Source organism: Rhodococcus sp. NPDC127593, from assembly GCF_042671975.1.
GTDB lineage: Bacteria > Actinomycetota > Actinomycetes > Mycobacteriales > Mycobacteriaceae > Rhodococcus_F.
The window spans coordinates 32,262-53,071 of the sequence record NZ_JBHXWI010000028.1; the positions used below are offsets into that span (position 1 = coordinate 32,262).

The window sequence follows — 20,810 nt, forward strand, 5'->3', positions numbered from 1 at the left end:
CTGAGATGGTGAACCGACACTTACGCCGAATCCACCGGGCCGACGAGATCATCTTCGACCGCAGCGCCGATCTGAGCCCCTCCGGGCTCGACCTGGCCATGCGCTCCCTCAGCCGCGCGGCCGACAAGGGGCTCCTGTGGTGGTTCGTGGCGGCGGTGCTGGGACTGGTCGGCGGGCGCGCCCGTCGCGGTGGTGTGCGGGGCCTACTGTCCCTCGCGATGGCGAGCGGTCTGGCCAACGGCATCCTCAAACCCCTGTTCCCTCGGCGGCGCCCGCCGGCCCGCGTATGGACGAACGTGCTGCGCGGGGTGGCGATCCCCCGGTCCTCATCGTTCCCGTCGGGTCATGCGGCGTCGGCGGCGGCATTCACCACGGGCGTCGCCCTGGAATCGCCCGCGACCGGTGCCGTCGTGGCCCCCCTTGCCGCCGCGGTCGCGTACTCCCGCGTGCACAACGGCGTGCACTGGCCGACGGACGTTGCCGCCGGGCTGATACTGGGCGGGGCCGTCGCTTCGGGCACCCGCCGCTGGTGGGCGGTGCGCACGGAGGATCCGGCAGAGCTGGGCCCCACCGTCGACGCACCGGCGCTACCGGGCGGTGAGGACCTGCTCGTGGTGGTCAACCCGGAGTCCGGACCGGACAGTGTCGATCCCAGCGAGGAAATCGCGACCGCTCTCCCCAAGACCCAGATACGCGCCCTCGACACCGACCACGATTTCGCCGAACAACTCGATGCCTGGGTGGCCGACACGAAGCCCCGCGCCCTCGGAGTGTGCGGTGGAGACGGGACCGTGGTCGCCGTCGCGTCCGCGGCAGCGCGTCACGCGTTGCCGCTGGCGGTGTTCCCGGGCGGAACGCTCAATCACTTCGCGCGGGACGCCGGCGTCGCCGACATCTCGGACACGGCGAACGCCGTCGAGACCGGACATGCGGTTCTCGTCGATCAGGCCGTCGTCCACACCGATGTCGCGGAGCCGGCGCCGTTCCTCAACACCGCCAGTCTCGGTGGCTATCCCGATGCGGTGCGACTGCGGGAGAAGTGGCAGCCGCGGTACGGGAAGTGGCCCGCGGCATGCGTGGCGATGATCCGGATTCTCTCCGCGGCAACGCCGCTCGCCGTCACCATCGACGGCAGACCCGTGAAGGTGTGGATGTTGTTCGTGGGGAACGGTCGGTATTCCCCTGCCGATCAGGTACCGATGTCGCGTCCCGCCATCACCGGCGGACTGCTCGACGTCCGGTACGTGCGGGCCGACCGGCGAGCGTCCCGGCCGCGGCTACTGTTCGCTGCCGCCACCGGGACACTCGGAAGCAGCCGGGTGTACGTGCGATCCCTCGTGCCCCGGCTCACCGTCCGTGTCGACGGCTCGCCGGTGGCGCTGGCCACCGACGGTGAAGTGGTCGCCGACGCCCTGAGGTTCGACTTCCGGTCGGTGCCCGAAGCGATCGCGGTGTACCGGCCTCAGTCCTGAGGGTCGGCCGGCTTCGTCTCGGTGTCCGGCTTCGACTCCGAAGCGGGCTCCGCGACGGCCGCAGGCGCTGCGGGGATCAGCTGTTCGAGCGCGGGTCCGGCGATCCGCCGGAACGCGCGGCGAGGCCGGGACTGATCGAGCACGGCCACCTCGAGGCTGGCCACGTCGACGTTCCGCTTCTCGCCTTCCCCGGCACCGCCCTGACGCAGAGCGTTGACCGCGATACCTACCGCCGCCTCGAGATCGAGGTCGGCACGGTACGACTCGCGCATGGCGGTCGCGATCGGCTCGGTCGTGCCACCCATCACGACGAAATGCTGTTCGTCGACAATGGATCCGTCGTAGGTGATCCGGTACAGCTGGGGAGCCTTCGGGCTGCCCACGCGCCCGACCTCCGCGACACAGATCTCCACCTCGTACGGCTTGGGCTGTTCGGTGAAGATCGTGCCCAGGGTCTGCGCGTACGCGTTGGCCAGCGATCGGCCCGTCACGTCACGACGGTCGTAGGAGTAGCCGCGCATGTCGGCGTGGACGATCCCGGCGCGTCGCAGGTTCTCGAACTCGTTGTACTTGCCGACGGCCGCGAAGCCGAGCCGGTCGTACAGTTCGCTGACCTTGTGCAGCGCGGTGGAGGGATTCTCGGCGACGAACAGCACGCCGTCGCGGAACGTGAGCACCACGACGCTGCGTCCGCGGGCAATTCCCTTGCGCGCCAATTCCGAGCGGTCCCGCATGATCTGCTCGGCGGAGGCGTAATACGGCATGGTCATCGCGCAGACCCCCCTTCTTCGGTGCGCTCGGCGACGATACGCCGAGCCAACTCGGACGTCGTCTCCTCGGACACGTGCACGGCACCGGCCTGGGTGATCGTGACCGCGGTCGGGTAGATGCCGCGGGTCAGGTCGGGCCCACCGGTGGCCGAGTCGTCGTCGGCCGCGTCGTACAGCGATTCGATGGCCGCCCGCAGGGCGGTCTCCTCGTCGCTGTCCGGCGAGTAGATCTTCTTCAGTGCCGACTTCGCGAACAACGATCCCGAACCGACCGCGTGGTATCCGGCGCGTTCCTCGTACCGGCCGCCGACGACGTCGTACGACACGATGCGGCCCGCGCGGGCATCGTCGTCCGCGTCGAGGTCGTAGCCGACGAGCAGCGGGACGACCGCGAGACCCTGCATCGCCGCCCCGAGGTTGCCCCGCACCATCGACGCCAGGCGGTTGGCCTTGCCGTCGAACGTCAGCTGAACGCCCTCGATCTTCTCGTAGTGCTCGAGTTCGACGGCGAACAGGCGGACCAGTTCGATGGCGATCCCCGCGGTACCGGCGATACCGGCCGCCGAGTATTCGTCGGTGACGTACACCTTCTCGACGTCCCGGCTGGCGATCAGGTTGCCCTGGGTCGCGCGCCGGTCCCCGGCGAGCAGGACGCCACCCTTGTAGGTGAGCGCCACGATCGTCGTTCCGTGCGGTGCGAGATCGCCGCTCTCCATCCCCTCACCACCCCGTGTCGAATGCGAACGATGGCCGATCCGATTCTCCGGCAGCAATTCTGGTGCGTGCCCACGCAGATACTCGGTGAACGAGCTCAGATTCGAACCGAAACTGAGCCTCGTGTCACCGTCGCCTGTCCGCAATGCCGGTCGATCCGCCGTCACTGGCCGCCCTTCTGGACATAGGCCCGGACGAAGTCCTCGGCGTTCTCCTCGAGGACGTCGTCGATCTCGTCGAGCAGGTCGTCGGTGTCTTCGGCCAGCTTTTCGCGACGTTCCTGACCCGCGGCACCGTCACCGCCCGGGGTGTCGTCCTCGTCGCCGCCACCAGTACGTTTGGTCTGCTCTTGTGCCATCGCAGCCGACCTCCTTGTGTGAAGGGAGCTCTTCTTCCGAGCGTCCTGTCCTGCCAAGCAGTCTGACTACATCATCCGCTCGGACCTTCACCCTACCGAGCGTCGCCGCCCCACGTGTGCCGACGCGACGGCGAGTTCTGGCGCAGATCCGTCCGCGACCGGTCGGCAGGTCAGTTCGTGAGCTCGTCGACGAGTTCTTTCGCGGTCTCCACCGACTCCAGCAACGCCCCCACGTGCGCCTTGCTGCCCCGCAACGGCTCGAGCGTGGGGATACGGACCAGGGAGTCGCCACCGAGATCGAAGATCACCGAATCCCAGCTCGCGGCCGCGATGTCGGCGCCGAACTTGCGCAGGCACTCACCCCGGAAGTAGGCGCGGGTATCGGTGGGCGGGGTGTCGACGGCGTCGAGCACCGCCTGCTCCGAGACGAGGCGTTCCATCGACCCCCGGGCGACCAGCCGGTTGTAGAGCCCCTTGTCCAGGCGGACGTCCGAGTACTGCAGATCGACGAGATGCAGTCGCGGCGCGGACCAGTTGAGGCCCTCCCGGTTCCGGAACCCCTCGAGCAGACGCAGCTTGGCCGGCCAGTCCAGCAGGTGAGCGCACTCCATCGGGTCCCGCTCGAGGAGGTCGAGCACCATCGCCCACTTCTCCAGCAGATCGGCCACGCGGGGGTCGTCGTTGCCCTCGGCGGACATGAACTTGTCGACTCGGTCCAGGTAGATCCGCTGCAACGCAAGCCCGGTCAGTTCCCGGCCGTCGGCCAGCGCGACCGTGGCGCGCAGCGTCAGGTCGTGGCTGATGTGGTGCACGGCGGTCACCGGGCGGGCCAGCTGCAGGTCGGTGAGGTCGACACCGGCCTCGATGAGATCGAGGACCAGCGCCGTCGTCCCGACCTTCAGGTACGTCGACATCTCGGCGAGGTTCGCGTCGCCGATGATGACGTGCAGACGCCGGTACTTGTCCGCGTCCGCGTGGGGTTCGTCGCGGGTGTTGATGATGCCGCGCTTGAGTGTCGTCTCGAGCCCGACCTCCACCTCGATGTAGTCGGCCCGCTGGGACAGCTGGAAGCCGGCCTCGTCACCGGACTGGCCGATGCCCACCCGGCCCGACCCACAGATCACCTGACGGGACGCGAAGAACGGCGTCAGCCCGTTGATCACTGCGGAGAACGGCGTGGCCCGGGACATCAGGTAGTTCTCGTGGGTGCCGTACGACGCGCCCTTGCCGTCCACGTTGTTCTTGTACAGCTGCAGTCGGGGGGCACCGGGAACACTCGACGCGTGCCGGGCGGCCGCCTCCATCACCCGTTCGCCGGCCTTGTCCCAGATGACGGCGTCCAGGGGGTCGGTGACCTCCGGGGCCGAATACTCGGGGTGCGCATGATCGACGTACAGCCGGGCGCCGTTGGTGAGGATCATGTTGGCTGCGCCGACCTCGTCGGCGTCGATCACCGGCGCCGGGCCGCTCAGCCGGCCCAGGTCGAATCCGCGGGCATCGCGCAGCGGGGATTCCACCTCGTAATCCCATCGGGTGCGCTTGGCGCGCGGCACTCCCGCTGCCGCCGCATAGGCCAGCACCGCCTGGGTGGATGTCAAGATCGGATTGGCCGAAGGCTCGCTGGGTGAGGAGATTCCGTACTCGACTTCGACACCGATGATCCGCTGCATGCTGCCGAGCCTATGCGATCACCCACACCACCCGGCGGCACACTCCTGCCGCGCGAGCCGTCCACCGCCCGGCGACTACTCCGGCGAGCACTCCAGGTACTGGTCCGCCGAGATCGCCCGCAGCACCGTGCGGACCCCGGCGGGAGCCCAGGAGTGGGTGCTGTCGGTGACGATTCTCGGGTCCGTCAGGTGCACCGTCCGGCGGCGCGTCACGATGGTGCATCCCCCCGCCGCCACCACGTTTCGCACCCAGTCGCTCTGCGCACCGTACGTCAGCGCGAACCGGTAGCGGCCGTCCACGACGAACACGTTGACAGGTGTGCGATACGCCTTGCCCGACGTGCGGCCCCGGTGCTCGACCATGGCGAAACCGGGCAGGATCGTCGCGACGTGACGGCTCACCTGATTGGTGACGACCCGGTTGAACCGGGCGATCGAACGCGGCAACGCCATGACCTCTCACCCCTTCGGCACCGGAACGTGCATCCGACCTCGACAGTACCGACGCTCGCCGGGGTGCTGGCAGGATCGACACATGGATTCCGCACCGAACATCCCACCCGGCACGGACGAAGTGGTGGCGGTGTTCGACAGTGCGGGACGACCGGTGGGGACCGCTGCGCGTTCCCGCGTCTACGCCGAGGGGTTGTGGCACGCGAGTGCCGGCGTCCTCGTCCGATCCGGCGACGGGAAGCGCCTCTACGTGCACCGACGCTCGGACACGAAGACGGTGTTCGCCGGACATCACGATTGCCTGGCGGGCGGAGTGGTCGATCCCGGGGAAACCCCGGAGGAGGCCGCGAGCCGGGAACTGGCGGAGGAACTGGGCATCACCGGAGTGGGCCTCACCCCCATCGCGAGGGTGGCGTGGGACGGGCACTGGCAGGGTTTGCGGCTGCGCTGCCACCTGTACGCCTACGAGACGCACTGGGACGGGCCGATCGTCCACCAGGCCAGCGAGATCGCGTCGGGCTGGTGGTGGACGCCCCACGAACTGGTGACGCATCTGCGCGACCCGCAGTGGCCGTTCGTACCGGACACCCGGGCACTCCTCGCGGACTACCTCGTCACACGGGACCGCTGACCCCACAGCCGCCTGCGCGGCGGGAACCGTGTTCGAGTTCCCGCCGCGCAGGTGATGCCGAACGGCTTACAGGTACTGGCCCGTGTTGGATTCGGTGTCGATGGCGCGGCTCGCGCTCGCGTTCTTACCGGTGACCAGTGTGCGGATGTAGACGATCCGCTCACCCTTCTTGCCCGAGATCCGGGCCCAGTCGTCGGGGTTGGTGGTGTTCGGCAGGTCCTCGTTCTCCGAGAACTCGTCGACGATGGAGTCGAACAGGTGCTGGACCCGCAGACCCGGGGCACCGGTGTCGAGCACCGACTTGATCGCGTACTTCTTGGCGCGGTCGACGATGTTCTGGATCATCGCGCCCGAGTTGAAGTCCTTGAAGTACAGGACCTCCTTGTCGCCGTTGGCGTACGTGACCTCGAGGAAGCGGTTCTCCTCGCTCTCGGCGTACATGCGGTCGACGACCCGTTCGATCATCACCCGGATGCAGGCCGTACGGTCGCCGCCGAACTCCGCGATGTCGTCGCTGTGCACGGGCAGCGTCTCGACGAGGTACTTCGAGAAGATGTCCTGTGCCGACTCCGCGTCGGGGCGTTCGATCTTGATCTTCACGTCGAGGCGGCCGGGACGCAGGATCGCGGGGTCGATCATGTCCTCGCGGTTGGACGCGCCGATCACGATGACGTTCTCGAGTCCCTCGACACCGTCGATCTCACTGAGCAGCTGAGGCACGACGGTGGTCTCGACGTCGGAGGAGACACCCGATCCGCGGGTGCGGAAGATCGAATCCATCTCGTCGAAGAACACGATCACCGGGGTGCCCTCGGACGCCTTCTCCCGGGCCCGCTGGAAGATCAGCCGGATGTGCCGCTCGGTCTCGCCGACGAACTTGTTCAGCAGCTCGGGGCCCTTGATGTTGAGGAAGTAGGACTTGGCTTCCTTGCTGTCCTGCCCCCGGGCCTCCGCGATCTTCTTCGCGAGCGAGTTGGCGACCGCCTTGGCGATGAGCGTTTTACCGCACCCGGGCGGACCGTAGAGGAGCACACCCTTCGGTGGCCGGAGCTCGTATTCGTGGAACAGGTCCTTGTGGAGGAACGGCAACTCGACGGCGTCGCGGATCTGCTCGATCTGCCGTCCGAGGCCGCCGATGTCGTCGTAGTGCACGTCGGGAACCTCTTCGAGGACCAGATCCTCGACCTCGGCCTTGGGGATCCGCTCGAACGCGTACCCGGCCTTGGTGTCGACGAGGAGGGAGTCGCCCGGCCGGAGTTTGCGAGTGGGCGATTCCGCGTCGTACGCGATCGACTCCCGCTCGCTGTCCGCGTAGACGGTCGCGAGGGGTTCGGCCAACCAGACGATCCGTTCCTCGTCGGCGTGGCCGACCACGAGGGCGCGCTGACCGTCGTCGAGGACCTCGCGCAACGTGCTGATCTCACCCACACGCTCGAAGTGGCCCGCTTCCACGATCGTGAGTGCCTCGTTGAGGCGCACGGTCTGGCCGAGCTTGAGGGTCTCGGCGTCGACGTTCGGGGAGCAGGTCAACCGCATCTTGCGACCGGAGGTGAACACGTCCACGGTCTGATCGTCGTGCACTCCGAGCAGCACGCCGTACCCGCTCGGCGGCTGGCCGAGGCGGTCGACTTCTTCTCGAAGGGCAATGAGCTGCTGACGGGCCTCCTTGAGGGTGTCCATCAGCTTCGTGTTCCGGATGGACAGCGAGTCCACTCGCGATTCCATCTCACGAAGCTGTTCCGGCGACTCCGCGAGCTGCCTGCGCAGTGCCGACGCCTCTGCGCGCAACGCCTCGAGCTCTCGTGCGGCCGCAACCGAATCGGGGTTCTCTGTCGAGCTCATGTGCGTCTCCTCCCAATGAGATCTATCAACGCTACCGGCACTGCCCGAATTCTGCGCCGTGACACGGATTCTGCCGATTGCGAATCGGCATACGTGACACCCCGGGCCACCGAACCTCTCATGTTAGCCTTACCTACCTGTCGAGCAGTTTCCTCTCTATTCTGTGTAACGAAAGGGTTCGTCGTGATAATCCGCAAGCCCCTGAACGGCACATCCTTCATCGGGCGGTCCGTGGTTGCCGTGGGCGCGGTGGTTCTCGCGCTCGGGATGTCGGCCTGCTCGTCCGACGACGCTTCCGACGCCGCGGAAGCGACGTCCGCGGCCACGTCGTCCGCGGCAGCCGAGGCGGTTGCCGCCCCCACGTCGGAGGAACTGCTCGGCACGCTCCAGCTGCTCGTGGACCCCGCGCGACCGGTCGACGAGAAGACCGCCGTGGTCGTCGACGGTGAGGAACGCCGCTCGAATCTCGAGGCCATGACAGCGGCCATGGCCAACTACCCGGTGTCCTTCACGGTCACGGATGTACAGGTAGAGGGCGATACCGCGACGGCGAACGTCGCGATCGTCAGCCCGCACGGCACGGCCGCTCCGACCGCGTGGACGTGGGAGAACGTCGACGGCACCTGGAAGGTGTCGGACGAGAGCACGTGCACCCTGCTGGGCATGGCACGCGCCGGCTGCAGCTAGCTTTCCCTCCTTCGGCGGCGCCCTCTCCGGGCGCCACCGAAGGCATGTCTCAGCCCTTGCCCGACCGGCGCTGCGGCTTGGGAGTGACGGTTCCCTCGGCGAGACGCCGGGCGCTCACCAGGAAAGCGGTGTGGCCCTGCATCCGGTGTTCCGGGCGCACGGCGAGCCCGACGACGTGCCACCCGCGGACGATCGATTCCCAGGACCGCGGCTCCGTCCAGCACTCCTGCTCGCGCATCGCCTCGACCACCTTCGAGAGCTGCGTCACAGTGGCGACGTAGACGATGAGCACACCGCCGGGAACCAGCGCCTTGGACACCGCGGGCAGCGCGTCCCAGGGGGCGAGCATGTCGAGGACCACCCGGTCGACCCGACCGCCCGCCGCGTCGGCATCGAACTCGGCGACGTCGGCGATGGTCAGGTCCCAGTTCTCGGGACGCTCCCCGAAGAACGTCTCGACGTTCCGGACCGCGTGTTCGGCGTGGTCGTCGCGCACCTCGTACGAGATGACCCGGCCTTCCGGTCCGACCGCCCGCAGCAGTGAGCACGTCAGCGCGCCCGAGCCGGCGCCGGCCTCGAGCACGCGGGCGCCGGGGAAGACGTCGCCCTCGTGGACGATCTGCGCGGCGTCCTTCGGGTAGATGACCTGCGCCCCGCGGGGCATCGACAGGATGTAGTCGACGAGCAGCGGTCGCAGCGCGAGGTACGGGGTGCCGTTGGTCGACTTGACCACACTGCCCTCGTCGGTGCCGATCAGGTCGTCGTGCAGGATGCCGCCGCGGTGGGTGTGGAACTCCTTGCCGGCCTCCAGGTTGACCGTGTAGTGCCGGCCTTTGGCGTCCGTCAACTGGACGCGATCGCCCACCCGAAACGGTCCGCTCGGTCGCGTTTCGCGTCCCACCATCGTCACCGACTCCTCAGCCTGTTCGTCCGGCGCCGTCCGACGCCCACACCGCGCCCCGACTCGACTGTCGGACCGGGGGCCTACCCTGCCAGGTGTGAGCATCTCAGAGTCGCCAGCCCCCGTCACAAAGGGTTCCCCGTCACAGCCCGGCGACACTTCGGCCACCCGGAGGCGGCCCGCCCTGTCGCCGTCCCGCGCCGGCGACTTCAAGCAGTGCCCGCTCCTCTACCGCTTCCGCGCGGTCGATCGGCTCCCGGAGGCGCCGTCGCGCGCGCAGGTGAAGGGCACGGTCGTGCACGCCGCGCTGGAGACCCTGTTCGGGCTGCCCGCGGCCGATCGCGTTCCGCAGAAGGCGGTCGATCTGGTCCTCCCGTCCTGGGAGCGCATTCTCGCCGAGGCCCCCGACCTGGTCGACCTGGTCCCCGAGGATCAGCGTGAACCATTCCTCGACGAGGCGCGTTCCCTCGTCACCGCCTATTACGCGCTGGAAGACCCCACCCGGTTCGAGGCCGAATCGTGCGAACAGCGCGTCGAGACCGAACTCGCCGACGGGGTGCTGCTCCGGGGGTTCGTCGACCGCATCGACGTCGCCCCCACCGGGGAGGTGCGGGTGGTCGACTACAAGACCGGCCGTGCACCACGCGAGATGTCCGAGTCCAAGGCGCTGTTCCAGATGAAGTTCTACGCGCTGGTCCTGCTGCGCACCCGCGGCATCGTCCCCGCGCAGTTGCGGCTGCTGTACCTGGCGTCCGGCACGGTCCTCACCTATGCCCCCGACGAGGATGAACTGCTGCGGTTCGAGCGAACGCTGTCGGCGATCTGGAAGGCCATCCTGGCGGCCGGTGTCACCGGCGATTTCCGACCCAAGCCGAGCCGGCTCTGCGACTGGTGTGATCATAAGTCCCGGTGCCCCTCGTTCGGTGGAACGTCGCCTCCCTACCCGGGATGGCCGGAGGGGGCCGCCGAAGACGCACCGGGTTTCGAGGAGATTGTCGAATGAGTTCCGAGTCCTATTACGTACCACTCGGTTCGGAGGCACTGAGTGCGCCGGAAGTGGACTCGGACCAGAAGGTCACCGTCGAGCGGTTCGACAGCACGGATCTGACGATCAGCGTGTGGGCCGAGACGATGCAGCACGGAGCTCCGCCGTCCGCGTTGCTCGTGCGGGCGCTCGAGCGCTGCGCCCCACGCGACGACGTGCGTCTCACCCGGGTCGTGGTCGAGATCCTCGGTCCCATCCCGATCGCCGAACTCGAGGTCCGGTCGTGGGTGCAGCGACCGGGACGCCGGGTGGAGCTGGTGGTCGCCGAATTGTGGACCGTCGGCGACCGGCCCCGTGCCGTGGCGCGGGGCTCTGCCTGGCGGATGGAGACCGTCGACACCAGCGACGCCGTCCACATCGTCGACCCGCCGCTCGAACCGCGGTCCACCGGCCGGGAGGGCAAGTTCAGCGAGGCCTGGGATTCGGGCTACCTGACGACCCTCGACTGGCGGTGGATCGCCGAAATGGGAGGCGAGGGCCCGGGCAAGCTGTGGGCGCGGCCGCGGCCCGCACTGGTCCTCGGCGAGACCATGACGCCGCTCGAGCGGCTGTTTTCCATCGCGGACATCGCCAACGGTGTGGGATCGAAACTCGACCCGGCACACTGGACGTTCCTCAACACGGACCTCACCGTGCACATCTTCCGGATCCCCGAGGGCGACTGGGTGGGGGTCGGCTCCGAAACCTCCATCGGACCCGATGGAGTGGGAATGTGCGCGGGCGTGCTCTACGACGAGACCGGCGCCGTCGGCCGGATCGCCCAGACCGTGCAGGTCCGCGCCCGCCCCTGAGCGGAGCGAGCGCGGAACATGTTGCGGTGGAACGAGATCAGAGTGCCCGGCAGGACCGGATGTTGGACGCGAGGATGGCCTTGGCACCGAGGTCCGCGAGTTCGTCCATGACCCCGTTGTGGCCCTTGATCGGCACCATCGCCCGGACCGCGACCCAGTTCTCGTCGGCGAGCGGCGACAGCGTCGGCGACTCCAGACCCGGGGTGATCTTCAACGCGTCGTCGAGGATCGTCTTGGGGCAGTCGTAGTCGAGCATCAGGTTCTGCTGCGCGAACACGATGCCGCGCACCCGCTCCACCAGCTGGTTGCGCGCGGAATCGTCGGCGGGCGAACCGGCGCGCTCGATGAGCACACCCTCGGAGTCGCACAGGGTGTCGCCGAACGCGACCAGGTTGTGCTGGCGCAGCGTGCGGCCGGAGCCGACGACGTCGGCGATGGCGTCGGCGACGCCGAGCTGGATCGAGATCTCCACGGCGCCGTCGAGGCGAATGACCGAGGCCTCGATCCCGCGCGCGGACAGGTCGTCGCGCACCAGGTTTGGGTAGGACGTGGCGATCCGGAGCCCGGCGAGGTCCTCGACCGACCAGTCCTTGCCCGCGGGGGCGGCGTACCGGAACGAGGAGCGGCCGAAGCCGAGCGACAGCCGTTCGGAGACCGGGGCACCCGAGTCGCGGGCGAGGTCGCGGCCGGTGATGCCGAGATCGAGTTCACCGGATCCGACGTAGATCGCGATGTCCTTGGGGCGCAGGAAGAAGAACTCGACCTGGTTGGACGGGTCGAGGACGGTCAGGTCGCGGGAGTCGGTGCGACGGCGGTAGCCGGCCTCGCTGAGGATTTCGGCGGCGGACTCGGACAGCGAGCCCTTGTTGGGGACTGCGACGCGCAGCATGGCTGAGGGTTCCTTTCGGGAGCGGGTGGAGGAGTCTCGATCACCGATCACAGATGTCGGTAGACGTCCTCGAGCTTCAGGCCCTTACCCACCATCAGCACCTGCGTCCAGTACAGCAGCTGAGAGATCTCCTCGGCGAGCGCCTCGTCGCTCTCGTGTTCGGCGGCGATCCACACCTCACCCGCCTCTTCGAGGATCTTCTTTCCCTGTGCATGTACGCCGGCGTCCAAGGCGGCAACGGTGCCGGACCCCTCGGGGCGGGTAGCGGCACGCTCGGTCAGCTCGGCGAACAGGGATTCGAAGGTCTTCACGAGGACCCATTGTTTCACGCCGCCGCGGACGTCTCCGAACCGGTCACCACCCGAGTGTGCGGCGACTCTCGAACCGGCGGACCTCGCCCGAACGGGGATCGGTGAACTCGATGGCCCGCGCCAGCAACCGCAGCGGGGTCGAGAAGTCGCCGGGCTCGGATCGGTGGAAGTCCGGGTAGTAGTTGTCGCCCTCGATCGGCAGCCCCAGCGACGACATGTGCAACCGCAGTTGGTGTGTCCGGCCGGTCTTCGGCAGCAGCCGGTACCGCGCGCGTTCCTCCCGGGTCTCGATCAGGTCGACGACGGTCTCACTGTTAGGTTCGCCCGGTTCCTCCGTCGCCGTCATGATCCCGTGTTCCTTGACGATGCGGCTGCGGATGGTGCGCGGAAACGCGAGCGCGGGATCGTGCCCGGCGACGGCCTCGTATTCCTTGGTGACCTGCTGGGAGACGAACAGTTCCTGATACGGCCGGCGGTCTTCCCGCCTGATCAGGAACACCAGGACGCCGGCCGTCATCCGGTCGAGCCGGTGGGCCGGCGTGAGGTCGGGCAGGTCGAGCGCCCGCCGCAACCGCACGACCGCCGTCTCGGTGATGTGCGCGCCCCGCGGAATGGTTGCGAGGAAATGGGGTTTGTCGATCACCACGAGGTGGTCGTCGCGGTGCAGGATGTCGATCTCGAACGGAACCGGGATCTCGGGTGCGGGGTCGCGGTAGAAGTAGACGAAACGGGTCGGGGCATAACGGGTCCCGCGGTCGACCACCCTGCCGTGTTCGTCGACGACTTCCCCGCCGTCGATCAGGGACAGCCAGTGCGCGCGCTCGTCCGGGAAGGTCTCGACCAGGAACTCGGCGACCGTCTTCGCACCGTCGCCTGCCGGCATCCGGATGCGATCGGGACCGAGGCCGTTGCGGACCGGCAGGGGCGCCCCCACCACCTCAGCCCGCCCGATTCTCGGTGCAGCCGGCGCAGACGAGCACGAGGTCGCGACCCCGGTCGTCCGGCAGATTCTCGTACCGCGACGTCGGACCACCGCACTTGCTGCAGCGCCCCAGAGTCTTGGCCTGATCGCTGAACTCGATGTTCATCCGCTTGTCGAAGACGTACAGCGACCCCTCCCACAGGCCCGTGTCGCCGAACGCCTCGCCGTAGCGGACGATGCCGCCGTCCAGTTGGTAGACCTCACCGAACCCGCGCGAGCGCATCAGCGAGGACAGGACCTCACACCGCACTCCCCCGGTGCAGTAGGTGACGACGGCCTTGTCCTTCAGATGGTCGTACCTGCCGCTGTCGAGTTCGTGCACGAACTCACGCGTGGTCGACACGTCGGGGACGACGGCGTCCCGGAAGCGGCCGATCTCCGCCTCGAAGCTGTTGCGCCCGTCGAAGAAGACGACGTCGTCACCGCGACCCTCGACCAGTCGGTGCACCTGTTCGGGCGCCAGGTGGGTTCCGCCACCGACGACGCCGTCCGCGTCCACCGTCAGCTCGCCCGGCGCACCGAACGTCACGATCTCCGACCGCACCTTGACGCTCAGCCGCGGGAAGTCGTCACCGAGCCCGTCGGACCACTTCATGTCGGCGTCCTTGAAGGGCGCGTAGCTGCGCGTCCCCTTCACGTACCGCTTGACATCGCGGATGTCGCCGCCGACCGTCGCGTTGATGCCGTGCTCGGAGACGAGGATCCGGCCGGTGAGGTTGTTCGCCTCGGCGAGTGTGTACTGCCACAGCCGTATCGCCTCCGGGTCGGCGAGCGGAGCGAACACGTAGAACAGCACGATTTTCGGAACAGCCACGGGAAACCAGACTACCTAGAGACGGACACCACTCCGCTGCGCCCACACATCGGCCAGGTCGGAACCGGTGAGGCCCTCAAGACTGTCCCGGAACACCCGCCCCGGGCCGTCGGCCACCGCGATCTCGCACGGGACGATCAGGACGACGCACCCTGCGGCCTGCGCGGACGCCGCACCGGTGGGCGAGTCCTCGATGGCGAGGCACTGGGACGGATCCAGTCCCAGCAGTTCCGCGCCCCGCAGGTACGGGTCGGGATGCGGTTTGCCTGCCGGCACCTCGTCGCCGCACACCGAGTGGTCGAAGTGGTGCCTGCCGAGCGTCTCGAGTGCCCGCTCGGTGAGCCGGCGCTCGGTGTTGGTCACCAGCGCCGACCTCAGGCCGTGCGCCCGGACGGTCTGCAGTGCGTCGTGGGCGCCCGGCCGCCACGGGATCCCGTCGCCGAACAATTCCTCGACGCGGGTGAACATCCATTCCTTGGCCTCGGCGAGCGCCGCCGGAGCCCGGTCGAGCCCGAGGGCATCGAAGATGACGCCGAGAGCGTTGGCGCTGGACGCACCGATCGTCTTCAGCCGCGTCTCCTCGGTCATCGGACCACCGAGGTGCAGCGACAACTCGCGGACCGCGACGTCCCACATCTTCTCGGAATCGAGCAGCGTTCCGTCCATGTCCCACAGAACTCCTGCGAGACCGTCGAATGCATCAGACATTGAAGTACTTCGCTTCGGGGTGGTGCAGCACGAACGCATCCGTGGACTGCTCGGGATGCAACTGCAGTTCCTCCGACAACTTCACACCGATCCGTTCGGGTTCGAGGAGGGCAACCATCTTCGCGCGGTCCTCCAGGTTGGGGCAGGCGCCATACCCGAAGGAGTATCGGGCGCCGCGGTAGGCGAGGTCGAAGAATCCGGACACCTCGGACGGGTCCTGCTCGGCCACGTTGTGACCGCCGGGCAGCACGAGTTCCTCGCGGACCCGTTGATGCCAGTACTCGGCCAGCGATTCCGTCAGTTGCACGCCGATGCCGTGCACCTCGAGGTAGTCGCGGTACGCGTTGGCGGCGAACAACTCGTTCGCGAAATCCGCGATCGGCTGCCCCATGGTGACGAGCTGCATCGGGAACACGTCGACCTGACCGGTCTCCTTCGCCTCGGTGCGGGACCGGACGAAGTCGGCGACGCACAGGAAGCGGTCGCGGTGCTGGCGCGGGAACGTGAACCGGAAGCGCTCCTCCGCGTCGGGTGTCGGGTCGGTGAGCACGACCACGTCGTCGCCCTCGGACACCGCGGGGAAGTAGCCATACACGACAGCGGCGTGCGCGAGGATTCCCTCGGTGCTCAGCCGGTCGAGCCAGTACCGCAGGCGGGGGCGGCCTTCCGTCTCCACCAGTTCCTCGTAGGTGGGACCGTCACCGGAACGCTGCCCGCGCAGACCCCACTGCCCGAGGAACAGGGCACGCTCGTCCAGCAGCCCCGAGTAATCCGACAGCGAGACGCCCTTGACGATCCGGTTGCCCCAGAACGGCGGGCTCGGGACCACGATGTCGGTGGCCACGTCGGATCGCTCGGGCACCTCGATCGGGGTCTCGGCGGCCTTGCGCTTCTCCGCGATCCGCTTGGACCGCTCGTGCCGTGCCTTGCGTTCGGCCGCCTTCTCGCGGGCCGCGATCGCTTCCGGGCTGTCCGGGTCGGGTCCGCCGCCACGCTTGACGGCCATGATCTCGTCCATCCGGTGCAGGCCCTCGAACGCGTCGCGCGCGTAGCTGACGTCGCCCTCGTACACCTCGGCCAGATCGTTCTCCACGTACGAACGGGTCAGCGCGGCACCGCCGAGGAGGACGGGGAACTTCTCCGCGACACCCTTGGCGTTGAGTTCCTTCAGATTGTCCTTCATCACCACGGTCGACTTCACGAGCAGACCGGACATCCCGATGACGTCGGCCCTCTGTTCGATCGCCGCGTCGAGGATCGTCGCGATCGGCTGCTTGATGCCAAGGTTCACCACGTCGTACCCGTTGTTGCTCAGGATGATGTCGACGAGGTTCTTGCCGATGTCGTGGACGTCGCCCTTCACGGTGGCGATGACGATGCGGCCCTTGCCGTCCTCGTCGGTGGCCTCCATGTGCGGTTCGAGGTGCGCCACGGCCGCCTTCATCACCTCGGCCGACTGCAGCACGAACGGCAACTGCATCTGCCCGGACCCGAAGAGTTCGCCGACGGTCTTCATGCCGGACAGCAGCGTCTCGTTGATGATCGCGAGCGGCGGCTTCTCCTCCATCGCCGCGGTGAGGTCGTCGTCGAGGCCGTTGCGTTCACCGTCGACGATGCGACGTTCCAGCCGCTCGAACAGCGGAAGCGCCGCCAGTTCCTGGGCGCGGGATTCGCGCGCCGACGCCGCGGAGACGCCCTCGAACAGTTCCATCAGTTTCTGCAGCGGGTCGTAGCCCTCGCGGCGGCGGTCGTACACCAGGTCGAGGGCCGTTTCCCGCTGTTCGTCGGGGATCCGCGCCATCGGCAGGATCTTCGACGCGTGCACGATGGCCGTGTCCAGGCCGGCCTCGGTGCACTCGTGCAGAAACACCGAGTTCAGGACCTGCCGGGCCGCCGGGTTGAGACCGAACGAGATGTTGGACACGCCGAGTGTGAAGTGCACCCGCGGATGCCGCTTCTTGAGCTCACGGATCGCCTCGATCGTTTCGATGCCGTCGCGGCGAACCTCTTCCTGACCGGTGGAGATCGGGAACGTCAACGCGTCGATGATGATGTCGGACTCGTCGAGGCCCCAGTTCGCGGTGATGTCTTCGAGCAGGCGCTCGGCGATGCGGACCTTGTGCTCCGCGGTGCGCGCCTGGCCCTCCTCGTCGATGGTCAGCGCGACGACGGCGGCGCCGTGCTCCGTGACGAGCCGCATGATCTTCTGGAACCGCGAGTCCGGTCCGTCGCCGTCCTCGTAGTTGACGGAGTTCACGGCGCAGCGTCCGCCGAGGTGCTCGAGGCCGGCCTGCAGGACCGCAGGCTCGGTGGAGTCGAGCATGATCGGCAGCGTCGACGACGTCGCGAACCGGCTTGCGAGGGCGGCCATGTCGACGGCACCGTCGCGTCCGACGTAGTCGACGTTGAGGTCGAGCATGTGGGCGCCGTCGCGGGTCTGGTCCTTCGCGATGTCGAGGCACTTCTGGTAGTCCTCGGCGATCATCGCCTCACGAAATGCCTTGGAGCCGTTGGTGTTCGTGCGTTCACCGATCATCAGGATGCTGGCGTCCTGCTGGAACGGCACCGCCGTGTACAGCGAGGACGTCCCCGACTCGTGCACCGGGTTCCGCTCGGCCTTCTCCACCAGGCGGACCGCTTCGGCCACCTGCCGGATGTGCTCCGGGGTGGTGCCGCAGCAGCCGCCGACCAGACCGAGACCGAACTCGGTGACGAAGCCGCTGAGCGCCTCGGCGAGCTCCTCCGCGGTGAGCGGGTACTCGGCACCGTTCGGGCCGAGCTGCGGCAGTCCGGCGTTGGGCATCACCGACACCGGGAGGGAGCTGTACTTGGACAGGTGGCGGAGATGTTCGCTCATCTCGGCGGGTCCGGTCGCGCAGTTGAGGCCGATCATGTCGATACCGAGCGGCTCGAGCGCGGTCAGCGCGGCACCGATCTCGCTGCCGAGGAGCATCGTGCCGGTGGTCTCGACCGTGACGTGGGTGATGATCGGCAGCCGCGCCCCCAGCGCCTCCATCGCCCGCTGACTGCCGAGGATGGCGGCCTTCACCTGCAGCAGGTCCTGGCAGGTCTCGACGAGGATCGCGTCGGCTCCCCCGTCGATCATGCCCATCGCGGCTTCCGCGTAGGCGTCGCGGAGGATCGCGAACGGCGCGTGGCCCAGCGTCGGCAGCTTGGTTCCGGGTCCCATCGAACCCAGGACGAAGCGGCCCATGCCGTCGCGTCCGGGCCCCATCTCGTCGGCCACGTCACGCGCCAGCCGGGTGCCCTTCTCGGCCAGTTCCCGGATACGGTCCGAAATGTCGTAATCGGCGAGGTTGGGTAGGTTGCACCCGAACGTGTTGGTCTCGACGGCGTCGGCCCCGGCCTCGAAGTACGCGCGGTGGATGTCTTTCAGCACGTCAGGGCGGGTGTCGTTGAGGATTTCGTTGCAGCCTTCGAGCCCGAGGAAGTCGTCGAGCGTGAGGTCCGCGGCCTGCAACATGGTGCCCATGGCTCCGTCGCCGATGACAACGCGCTGGTTCAACGCATCGAGCAGGGCAGAGTGAAATGGCGCAGACATGCCGTCCAGACTAGTGGGCGCGCGAACCAATGCTGGCCGTAGGCTGGGTGGGTGAGTTCCAGTGAGTTCCCCGTCACGCCCGCGGGCCGCGACGACGACACCCCCGACACCGAGGACGCCGGTGCGATTGACAGTGGCGTGCCCGTACTTCGTGACCCTGTCCTCGTCGCCGCCTTCGAGGGCTGGAACGACGCCGGCGACGCCGCGAGCGGAGCCGTCGAGCACCTCGAGTTGACCTGGGACGCCCAGCCGCTCGCCGAGCTGGACTCCGAGGAATACTACGACTACCAGGTCAATCGACCCACGGTGCGGCAGGTCGACGGTGTAACCCGGGAGATCGTGTGGCCCGCCACCCGGCTGTCGGTGTGCTCGCCTCCCGGCAGCGACCGCGACGTAGTTCTGCTGCGCGGGATCGAACCGAACATGCGCTGGCGCAGCTTCTGCGAGGACCTCCTCGAGCTGATCGATCAGCTGCAGATCAACACCGTGGTGATCCTCGGGGCACTGCTCGCGGACACCCCGCACACGCGGCCGGTCCCGGTGACGGGCAGCGCATACAGCAGCGAAGCTGCCGAGCGGTTCAAGCTCGAGCAGACCCGCTACGAGGGGCCGACCGGGATCACCGGAGTGCTGCAGGACGCGTGCGTCCGGGCCGGTGTGCCTGCCGTGTCGTTCTGGGCGGCTGTGCCCCACTACGTGTCCCAGCCGCCGAATCCCAAGGCCACGGTGGCGCTGCTGCAACGCGTCGAGGATGTCCTGGACATCGAGGTGCCCCTCGGGGAACTCCCGGCCCAGGCCGACGACTGGCAGGAAGCTGTCACCGAGATGACCGCGGACGACGAGGAGATCGGCGACTACGTCCGTTCCCTCGAGGAGCGCGGCGACGCCGAGACCGACATCTCCGAGGCCATCTCGAAGATCGACGGTGACGCGCTCGCGGCCGAGTTCGAGCGGTATCTCCGCAGGCGTGGGCCCGGCAGCTTCGGGCTGTGACGAAGAACTCATCCGAGTCGCTTCGTTCCTCGCTCCAGCGCACGGCGCTCTACGCCGGCGGTTTCCTCGGCCCGTTCGGCGGCGGCGTCGTCGCCTCGATCCTTCCCGAGATCGGTGACGACCTCGGAGTGAGTGCATCCGCCGCGGCGGGCTCGCTGACGGCGTACCTGTTGCCGTTCGCATTACTGATGCTGGTGTCGGGCACGCTGGGCGCCCGGTGGGGACAGATGCGGACCGTGCGGATCGCATACGGCGTCTACCTGCTGTCGTCGCTGGCCTGTTTCGTGGCGCCGACGCTGCCGCTCTTCCTCGGCGCCCGCGTGCTCCAGGGGTGTTCGAACTCGTTCACGACGCCGCTGCTGCTGGCGGCGCTCGCCGCCTCGACCCCGAAGAAGCATCTCGGCCGGGCACTGGGGATCTTCGGCGCCTTCCAGGCCGCGGGACAGTCGAGCGCGCCGCTCGTCGGCGGGCTCGCGGCGGAGGTCGACTGGCGGCTCGCGTTCCTCGTGATCGCCCTCGTGGCCGCGGTGCTGGGTCTGGTCGGCGTTCCCGACAGTGCTCCCGCCGAGCCGGGGGCGCCGCGCCCGCGACTGCGCGACGCCCTCACCCCGTCGGTGCTGAGAATCGGGGTGGTCGCACTCCTCGGCTGGGGCGCGCTCGGTGGGCTGAGCTTCCTGGTCGCGTTCCGCGCCGAGGACGTCTTCGGGCTGAGCCCGACCCAGCGCGGGCTTCTGCTCACCGGGTTCGGCGTGGCCGGCATCCTCACCGCACGCCTCGTCGGCGGTGTCATCGACAAGATCGGGGCGCGGGCGGCCGTGCTGATCGGCGCAGTCGGCGGGGCGATTCTCGTCGCGGCCGCCGGGACCGTGTCTCTCCTCGCAGTCGTGGCCGTGGCGTGGTTCGCGGCCGGAATCGCCGGTCAGTTCATCCTGGTCGGTGTGAACGCCGCCGTGCTCGGTTCGCCGGGCCCGAATCGGGGCGGCGCCGTGTCCGTCGTGCAGGCGCTGCGGTTCATGGGCAACGCGCTCGCGCCGATCACCCTCACTCCGGTGTATTCGGTGTCGCCCGCGGCCGGCTTCGTGCTGCCCGCCCTGCTGCTCGCCGTGCTGGCCCCGCTGCTCATGCCCCGCGACCGCGCACCCGCCTGACATGCCTTCCGGGCGGGCTGTGAGGTGTTCCTGATTCCCACGTAACGTGCGCGCAGCCGTTACGACACT

At 68.3% G+C, this 20,810-nt stretch carries 20 protein-coding genes; 7 read left to right on the forward strand and 13 right to left on the reverse strand.

What is annotated here, in order from left to right:
• Positions 1 to 5 precede the first annotated feature (5 nt).
• A complete protein-coding gene (locus ACFVJ3_RS25365; RefSeq protein ID WP_378454674.1) occupies positions 6 to 1,472 on the forward strand; it encodes a phosphatase PAP2 family protein in 1,467 nt (488 codons plus the stop codon).
• Here the strand turns inward: ACFVJ3_RS25365 and prcA are convergent.
• The 5 genes from prcA to ACFVJ3_RS25390 all read right to left on the reverse strand — a co-directional run bounded on the left by prcA (position 1,463) and on the right by ACFVJ3_RS25390 (position 5,437).
• Positions 1,463 to 2,242, reverse strand: a complete 780-nt coding sequence (gene prcA / locus ACFVJ3_RS25370) for a proteasome subunit alpha (protein WP_378454675.1) — start codon at positions 2,240 to 2,242, stop codon at positions 1,463 to 1,465. The two genes, ACFVJ3_RS25365 and prcA, sit on opposite strands and share 10 nt — an antisense overlap.
• Positions 2,239 to 3,123 (reverse strand): proteasome subunit beta, encoded by an 885-nt coding sequence (gene prcB, locus ACFVJ3_RS25375; RefSeq protein ID WP_378454676.1) that lies wholly within the window; start codon positions 3,121 to 3,123, stop codon positions 2,239 to 2,241. The genes prcA and prcB overlap by 4 nt, the downstream gene beginning before the upstream one ends.
• Positions 3,120 to 3,314 carry a ubiquitin-like protein Pup gene (locus ACFVJ3_RS25380; protein WP_005242990.1) on the reverse strand — a complete coding sequence of 65 codons (195 nt, stop codon included), beginning with the start codon at positions 3,312 to 3,314 and terminating at the stop codon, positions 3,120 to 3,122. The genes prcB and ACFVJ3_RS25380 overlap by 4 nt, the downstream gene beginning before the upstream one ends.
• 170 nt (positions 3,315 to 3,484) lie before the next feature.
• Positions 3,485 to 4,984 carry a depupylase/deamidase Dop gene (gene dop, locus ACFVJ3_RS25385; RefSeq protein ID WP_378454677.1) on the reverse strand — a complete coding sequence of 500 codons (1,500 nt, stop codon included), beginning with the start codon at positions 4,982 to 4,984 and terminating at the stop codon, positions 3,485 to 3,487.
• Between the two features lie 75 nt (positions 4,985 to 5,059).
• Positions 5,060 to 5,437 (reverse strand): nitroreductase family deazaflavin-dependent oxidoreductase, encoded by a 378-nt coding sequence (locus tag ACFVJ3_RS25390; protein WP_378454678.1) that lies wholly within the window; start codon positions 5,435 to 5,437, stop codon positions 5,060 to 5,062.
• An 82-nt stretch (positions 5,438 to 5,519) separates the two neighbouring features.
• Here ACFVJ3_RS25390 and ACFVJ3_RS25395 point away from each other — a divergent pair, with 82 nt between their 5' ends.
• Positions 5,520 to 6,068 (forward strand): NUDIX domain-containing protein, encoded by a 549-nt coding sequence (locus ACFVJ3_RS25395; protein WP_378454679.1) that lies wholly within the window; start codon positions 5,520 to 5,522, stop codon positions 6,066 to 6,068.
• A gap of 66 nt (positions 6,069 to 6,134) precedes the next feature.
• Here ACFVJ3_RS25395 and arc read toward each other — a convergent pair whose 3' ends face one another.
• On the reverse strand, positions 6,135 to 7,910 hold the full coding sequence (gene arc, locus ACFVJ3_RS25400) for a proteasome ATPase (protein WP_378454680.1): 1,776 nt from the start codon (positions 7,908 to 7,910) through the stop codon (positions 6,135 to 6,137).
• Positions 7,911 to 8,093: 183 nt separating this feature from the next.
• Between arc and ACFVJ3_RS25405 the strand changes: the two genes are divergently transcribed.
• Positions 8,094 to 8,597, forward strand: coding sequence for a hypothetical protein (locus ACFVJ3_RS25405; RefSeq protein ID WP_378454681.1), 504 nt, complete (start codon positions 8,094 to 8,096; stop codon positions 8,595 to 8,597).
• A gap of 49 nt (positions 8,598 to 8,646) precedes the next feature.
• On the opposite strand, the gene ACFVJ3_RS25410 is transcribed toward ACFVJ3_RS25405, so the two are convergent.
• Entirely contained in the window at positions 8,647 to 9,501 is an 855-nt protein-coding gene (locus ACFVJ3_RS25410; RefSeq protein ID WP_378454682.1) for a tRNA (adenine-N1)-methyltransferase, read from the reverse strand.
• 94 nt (positions 9,502 to 9,595) lie between these two features.
• Here ACFVJ3_RS25410 and ACFVJ3_RS25415 point away from each other — a divergent pair, with 94 nt between their 5' ends.
• Both ACFVJ3_RS25415 and ACFVJ3_RS25420 read left to right on the forward strand, forming a co-directional pair.
• Positions 9,596 to 10,501: a RecB family exonuclease gene (locus ACFVJ3_RS25415; protein ID WP_378454683.1), complete on the forward strand. Its 906-nt coding sequence runs from the start codon at positions 9,596 to 9,598 to the stop codon at positions 10,499 to 10,501.
• On the forward strand, positions 10,498 to 11,334 hold the full coding sequence (locus ACFVJ3_RS25420; RefSeq protein ID WP_378454684.1) for a thioesterase family protein: 837 nt from the start codon (positions 10,498 to 10,500) through the stop codon (positions 11,332 to 11,334). Before ACFVJ3_RS25415 ends, ACFVJ3_RS25420 begins: the two co-directional genes overlap by 4 nt.
• 37 nt (positions 11,335 to 11,371) lie before the next feature.
• Here the strand turns inward: ACFVJ3_RS25420 and hisG are convergent, their stop codons facing one another.
• The 6 genes from hisG to metH are packed head-to-tail and all read right to left on the reverse strand — an operon-like array spanning position 11,372 to position 18,600.
• A complete protein-coding gene (gene hisG, locus ACFVJ3_RS25425) occupies positions 11,372 to 12,223 on the reverse strand; it encodes an ATP phosphoribosyltransferase (protein ID WP_378454685.1) in 852 nt (283 codons plus the stop codon).
• A 47-nt stretch (positions 12,224 to 12,270) separates the two neighbouring features.
• The gene (locus tag ACFVJ3_RS25430; protein WP_378454686.1) at positions 12,271 to 12,552 is read right to left on the reverse strand and encodes a phosphoribosyl-ATP diphosphatase; all 282 of its coding nucleotides are present in this window, start codon (positions 12,550 to 12,552) and stop codon (positions 12,271 to 12,273) included.
• A 25-nt stretch (positions 12,553 to 12,577) separates the two neighbouring features.
• Positions 12,578 to 13,471 carry a pseudouridine synthase gene (locus tag ACFVJ3_RS25435; RefSeq protein WP_378454687.1) on the reverse strand — a complete coding sequence of 298 codons (894 nt, stop codon included), beginning with the start codon at positions 13,469 to 13,471 and terminating at the stop codon, positions 12,578 to 12,580.
• Position 13,472: 1 nt separating this feature from the next.
• A complete protein-coding gene (locus ACFVJ3_RS25440) occupies positions 13,473 to 14,330 on the reverse strand; it encodes a rhodanese-related sulfurtransferase (RefSeq protein WP_378454688.1) in 858 nt (285 codons plus the stop codon).
• A 15-nt stretch (positions 14,331 to 14,345) separates the two neighbouring features.
• The gene (locus tag ACFVJ3_RS25445) at positions 14,346 to 15,038 is read right to left on the reverse strand and encodes an HAD family hydrolase (RefSeq protein ID WP_378454689.1); all 693 of its coding nucleotides are present in this window, start codon (positions 15,036 to 15,038) and stop codon (positions 14,346 to 14,348) included.
• Positions 15,031 to 18,600, reverse strand: coding sequence for a methionine synthase (metH, locus tag ACFVJ3_RS25450; RefSeq protein WP_378454690.1), 3,570 nt, complete (start codon positions 18,598 to 18,600; stop codon positions 15,031 to 15,033). The genes ACFVJ3_RS25445 and metH overlap by 8 nt, the downstream gene beginning before the upstream one ends.
• Before the next feature lie 51 nt (positions 18,601 to 18,651).
• Between metH and ACFVJ3_RS25455 the strand changes: the two genes are divergently transcribed.
• Positions 18,652 to 19,593 carry a PAC2 family protein gene (locus tag ACFVJ3_RS25455; RefSeq protein ID WP_378454691.1) on the forward strand — a complete coding sequence of 314 codons (942 nt, stop codon included), beginning with the start codon at positions 18,652 to 18,654 and terminating at the stop codon, positions 19,591 to 19,593.
• Positions 19,590 to 20,741, forward strand: a complete 1,152-nt coding sequence (locus ACFVJ3_RS25460) for an MFS transporter (protein ID WP_378454692.1) — start codon at positions 19,590 to 19,592, stop codon at positions 20,739 to 20,741. Before ACFVJ3_RS25455 ends, ACFVJ3_RS25460 begins: the two co-directional genes overlap by 4 nt.
• Positions 20,742 to 20,810: the final 69 nt, after the last annotated feature.

Excerpts from the sequence above, each read along its gene's own strand:
- ACFVJ3_RS25420 (WP_378454684.1), top strand. The coding sequence starts at position 10,498 with ATGAGTTCCGAGTCCTATTACGTACCACTCGGTTCGGAGGCACTGAGT.
- dop (WP_378454677.1), bottom strand. The coding sequence starts at position 4,984 with ATGCAGCGGATCATCGGTGTCGAAGTCGAGTACGGAATCTCCTCACCC.
- metH (WP_378454690.1), bottom strand. The coding sequence starts at position 18,600 with ATGTCTGCGCCATTTCACTCTGCCCTGCTCGATGCGTTGAACCAGCGC.
- ACFVJ3_RS25395 (WP_378454679.1), top strand. The coding sequence starts at position 5,520 with ATGGATTCCGCACCGAACATCCCACCCGGCACGGACGAAGTGGTGGCG.
- hisG (WP_378454685.1), bottom strand. The coding sequence starts at position 12,223 with ATGCTGCGCGTCGCAGTCCCCAACAAGGGCTCGCTGTCCGAGTCCGCC.
- ACFVJ3_RS25365 (WP_378454674.1), top strand. The coding sequence starts at position 6 with ATGGTGAACCGACACTTACGCCGAATCCACCGGGCCGACGAGATCATC.
- arc (WP_378454680.1), bottom strand. The coding sequence starts at position 7,910 with ATGAGCTCGACAGAGAACCCCGATTCGGTTGCGGCCGCACGAGAGCTC.
- ACFVJ3_RS25390 (WP_378454678.1), bottom strand. The coding sequence starts at position 5,437 with ATGGCGTTGCCGCGTTCGATCGCCCGGTTCAACCGGGTCGTCACCAAT.
- ACFVJ3_RS25380 (WP_005242990.1), bottom strand. The coding sequence starts at position 3,314 with ATGGCACAAGAGCAGACCAAACGTACTGGTGGCGGCGACGAGGACGAC.
- ACFVJ3_RS25445 (WP_378454689.1), bottom strand. The coding sequence starts at position 15,038 with ATGTCTGATGCATTCGACGGTCTCGCAGGAGTTCTGTGGGACATGGAC.
- prcA (WP_378454675.1), bottom strand. The coding sequence starts at position 2,242 with ATGACCATGCCGTATTACGCCTCCGCCGAGCAGATCATGCGGGACCGC.
- ACFVJ3_RS25410 (WP_378454682.1), bottom strand. The coding sequence starts at position 9,501 with ATGGTGGGACGCGAAACGCGACCGAGCGGACCGTTTCGGGTGGGCGAT.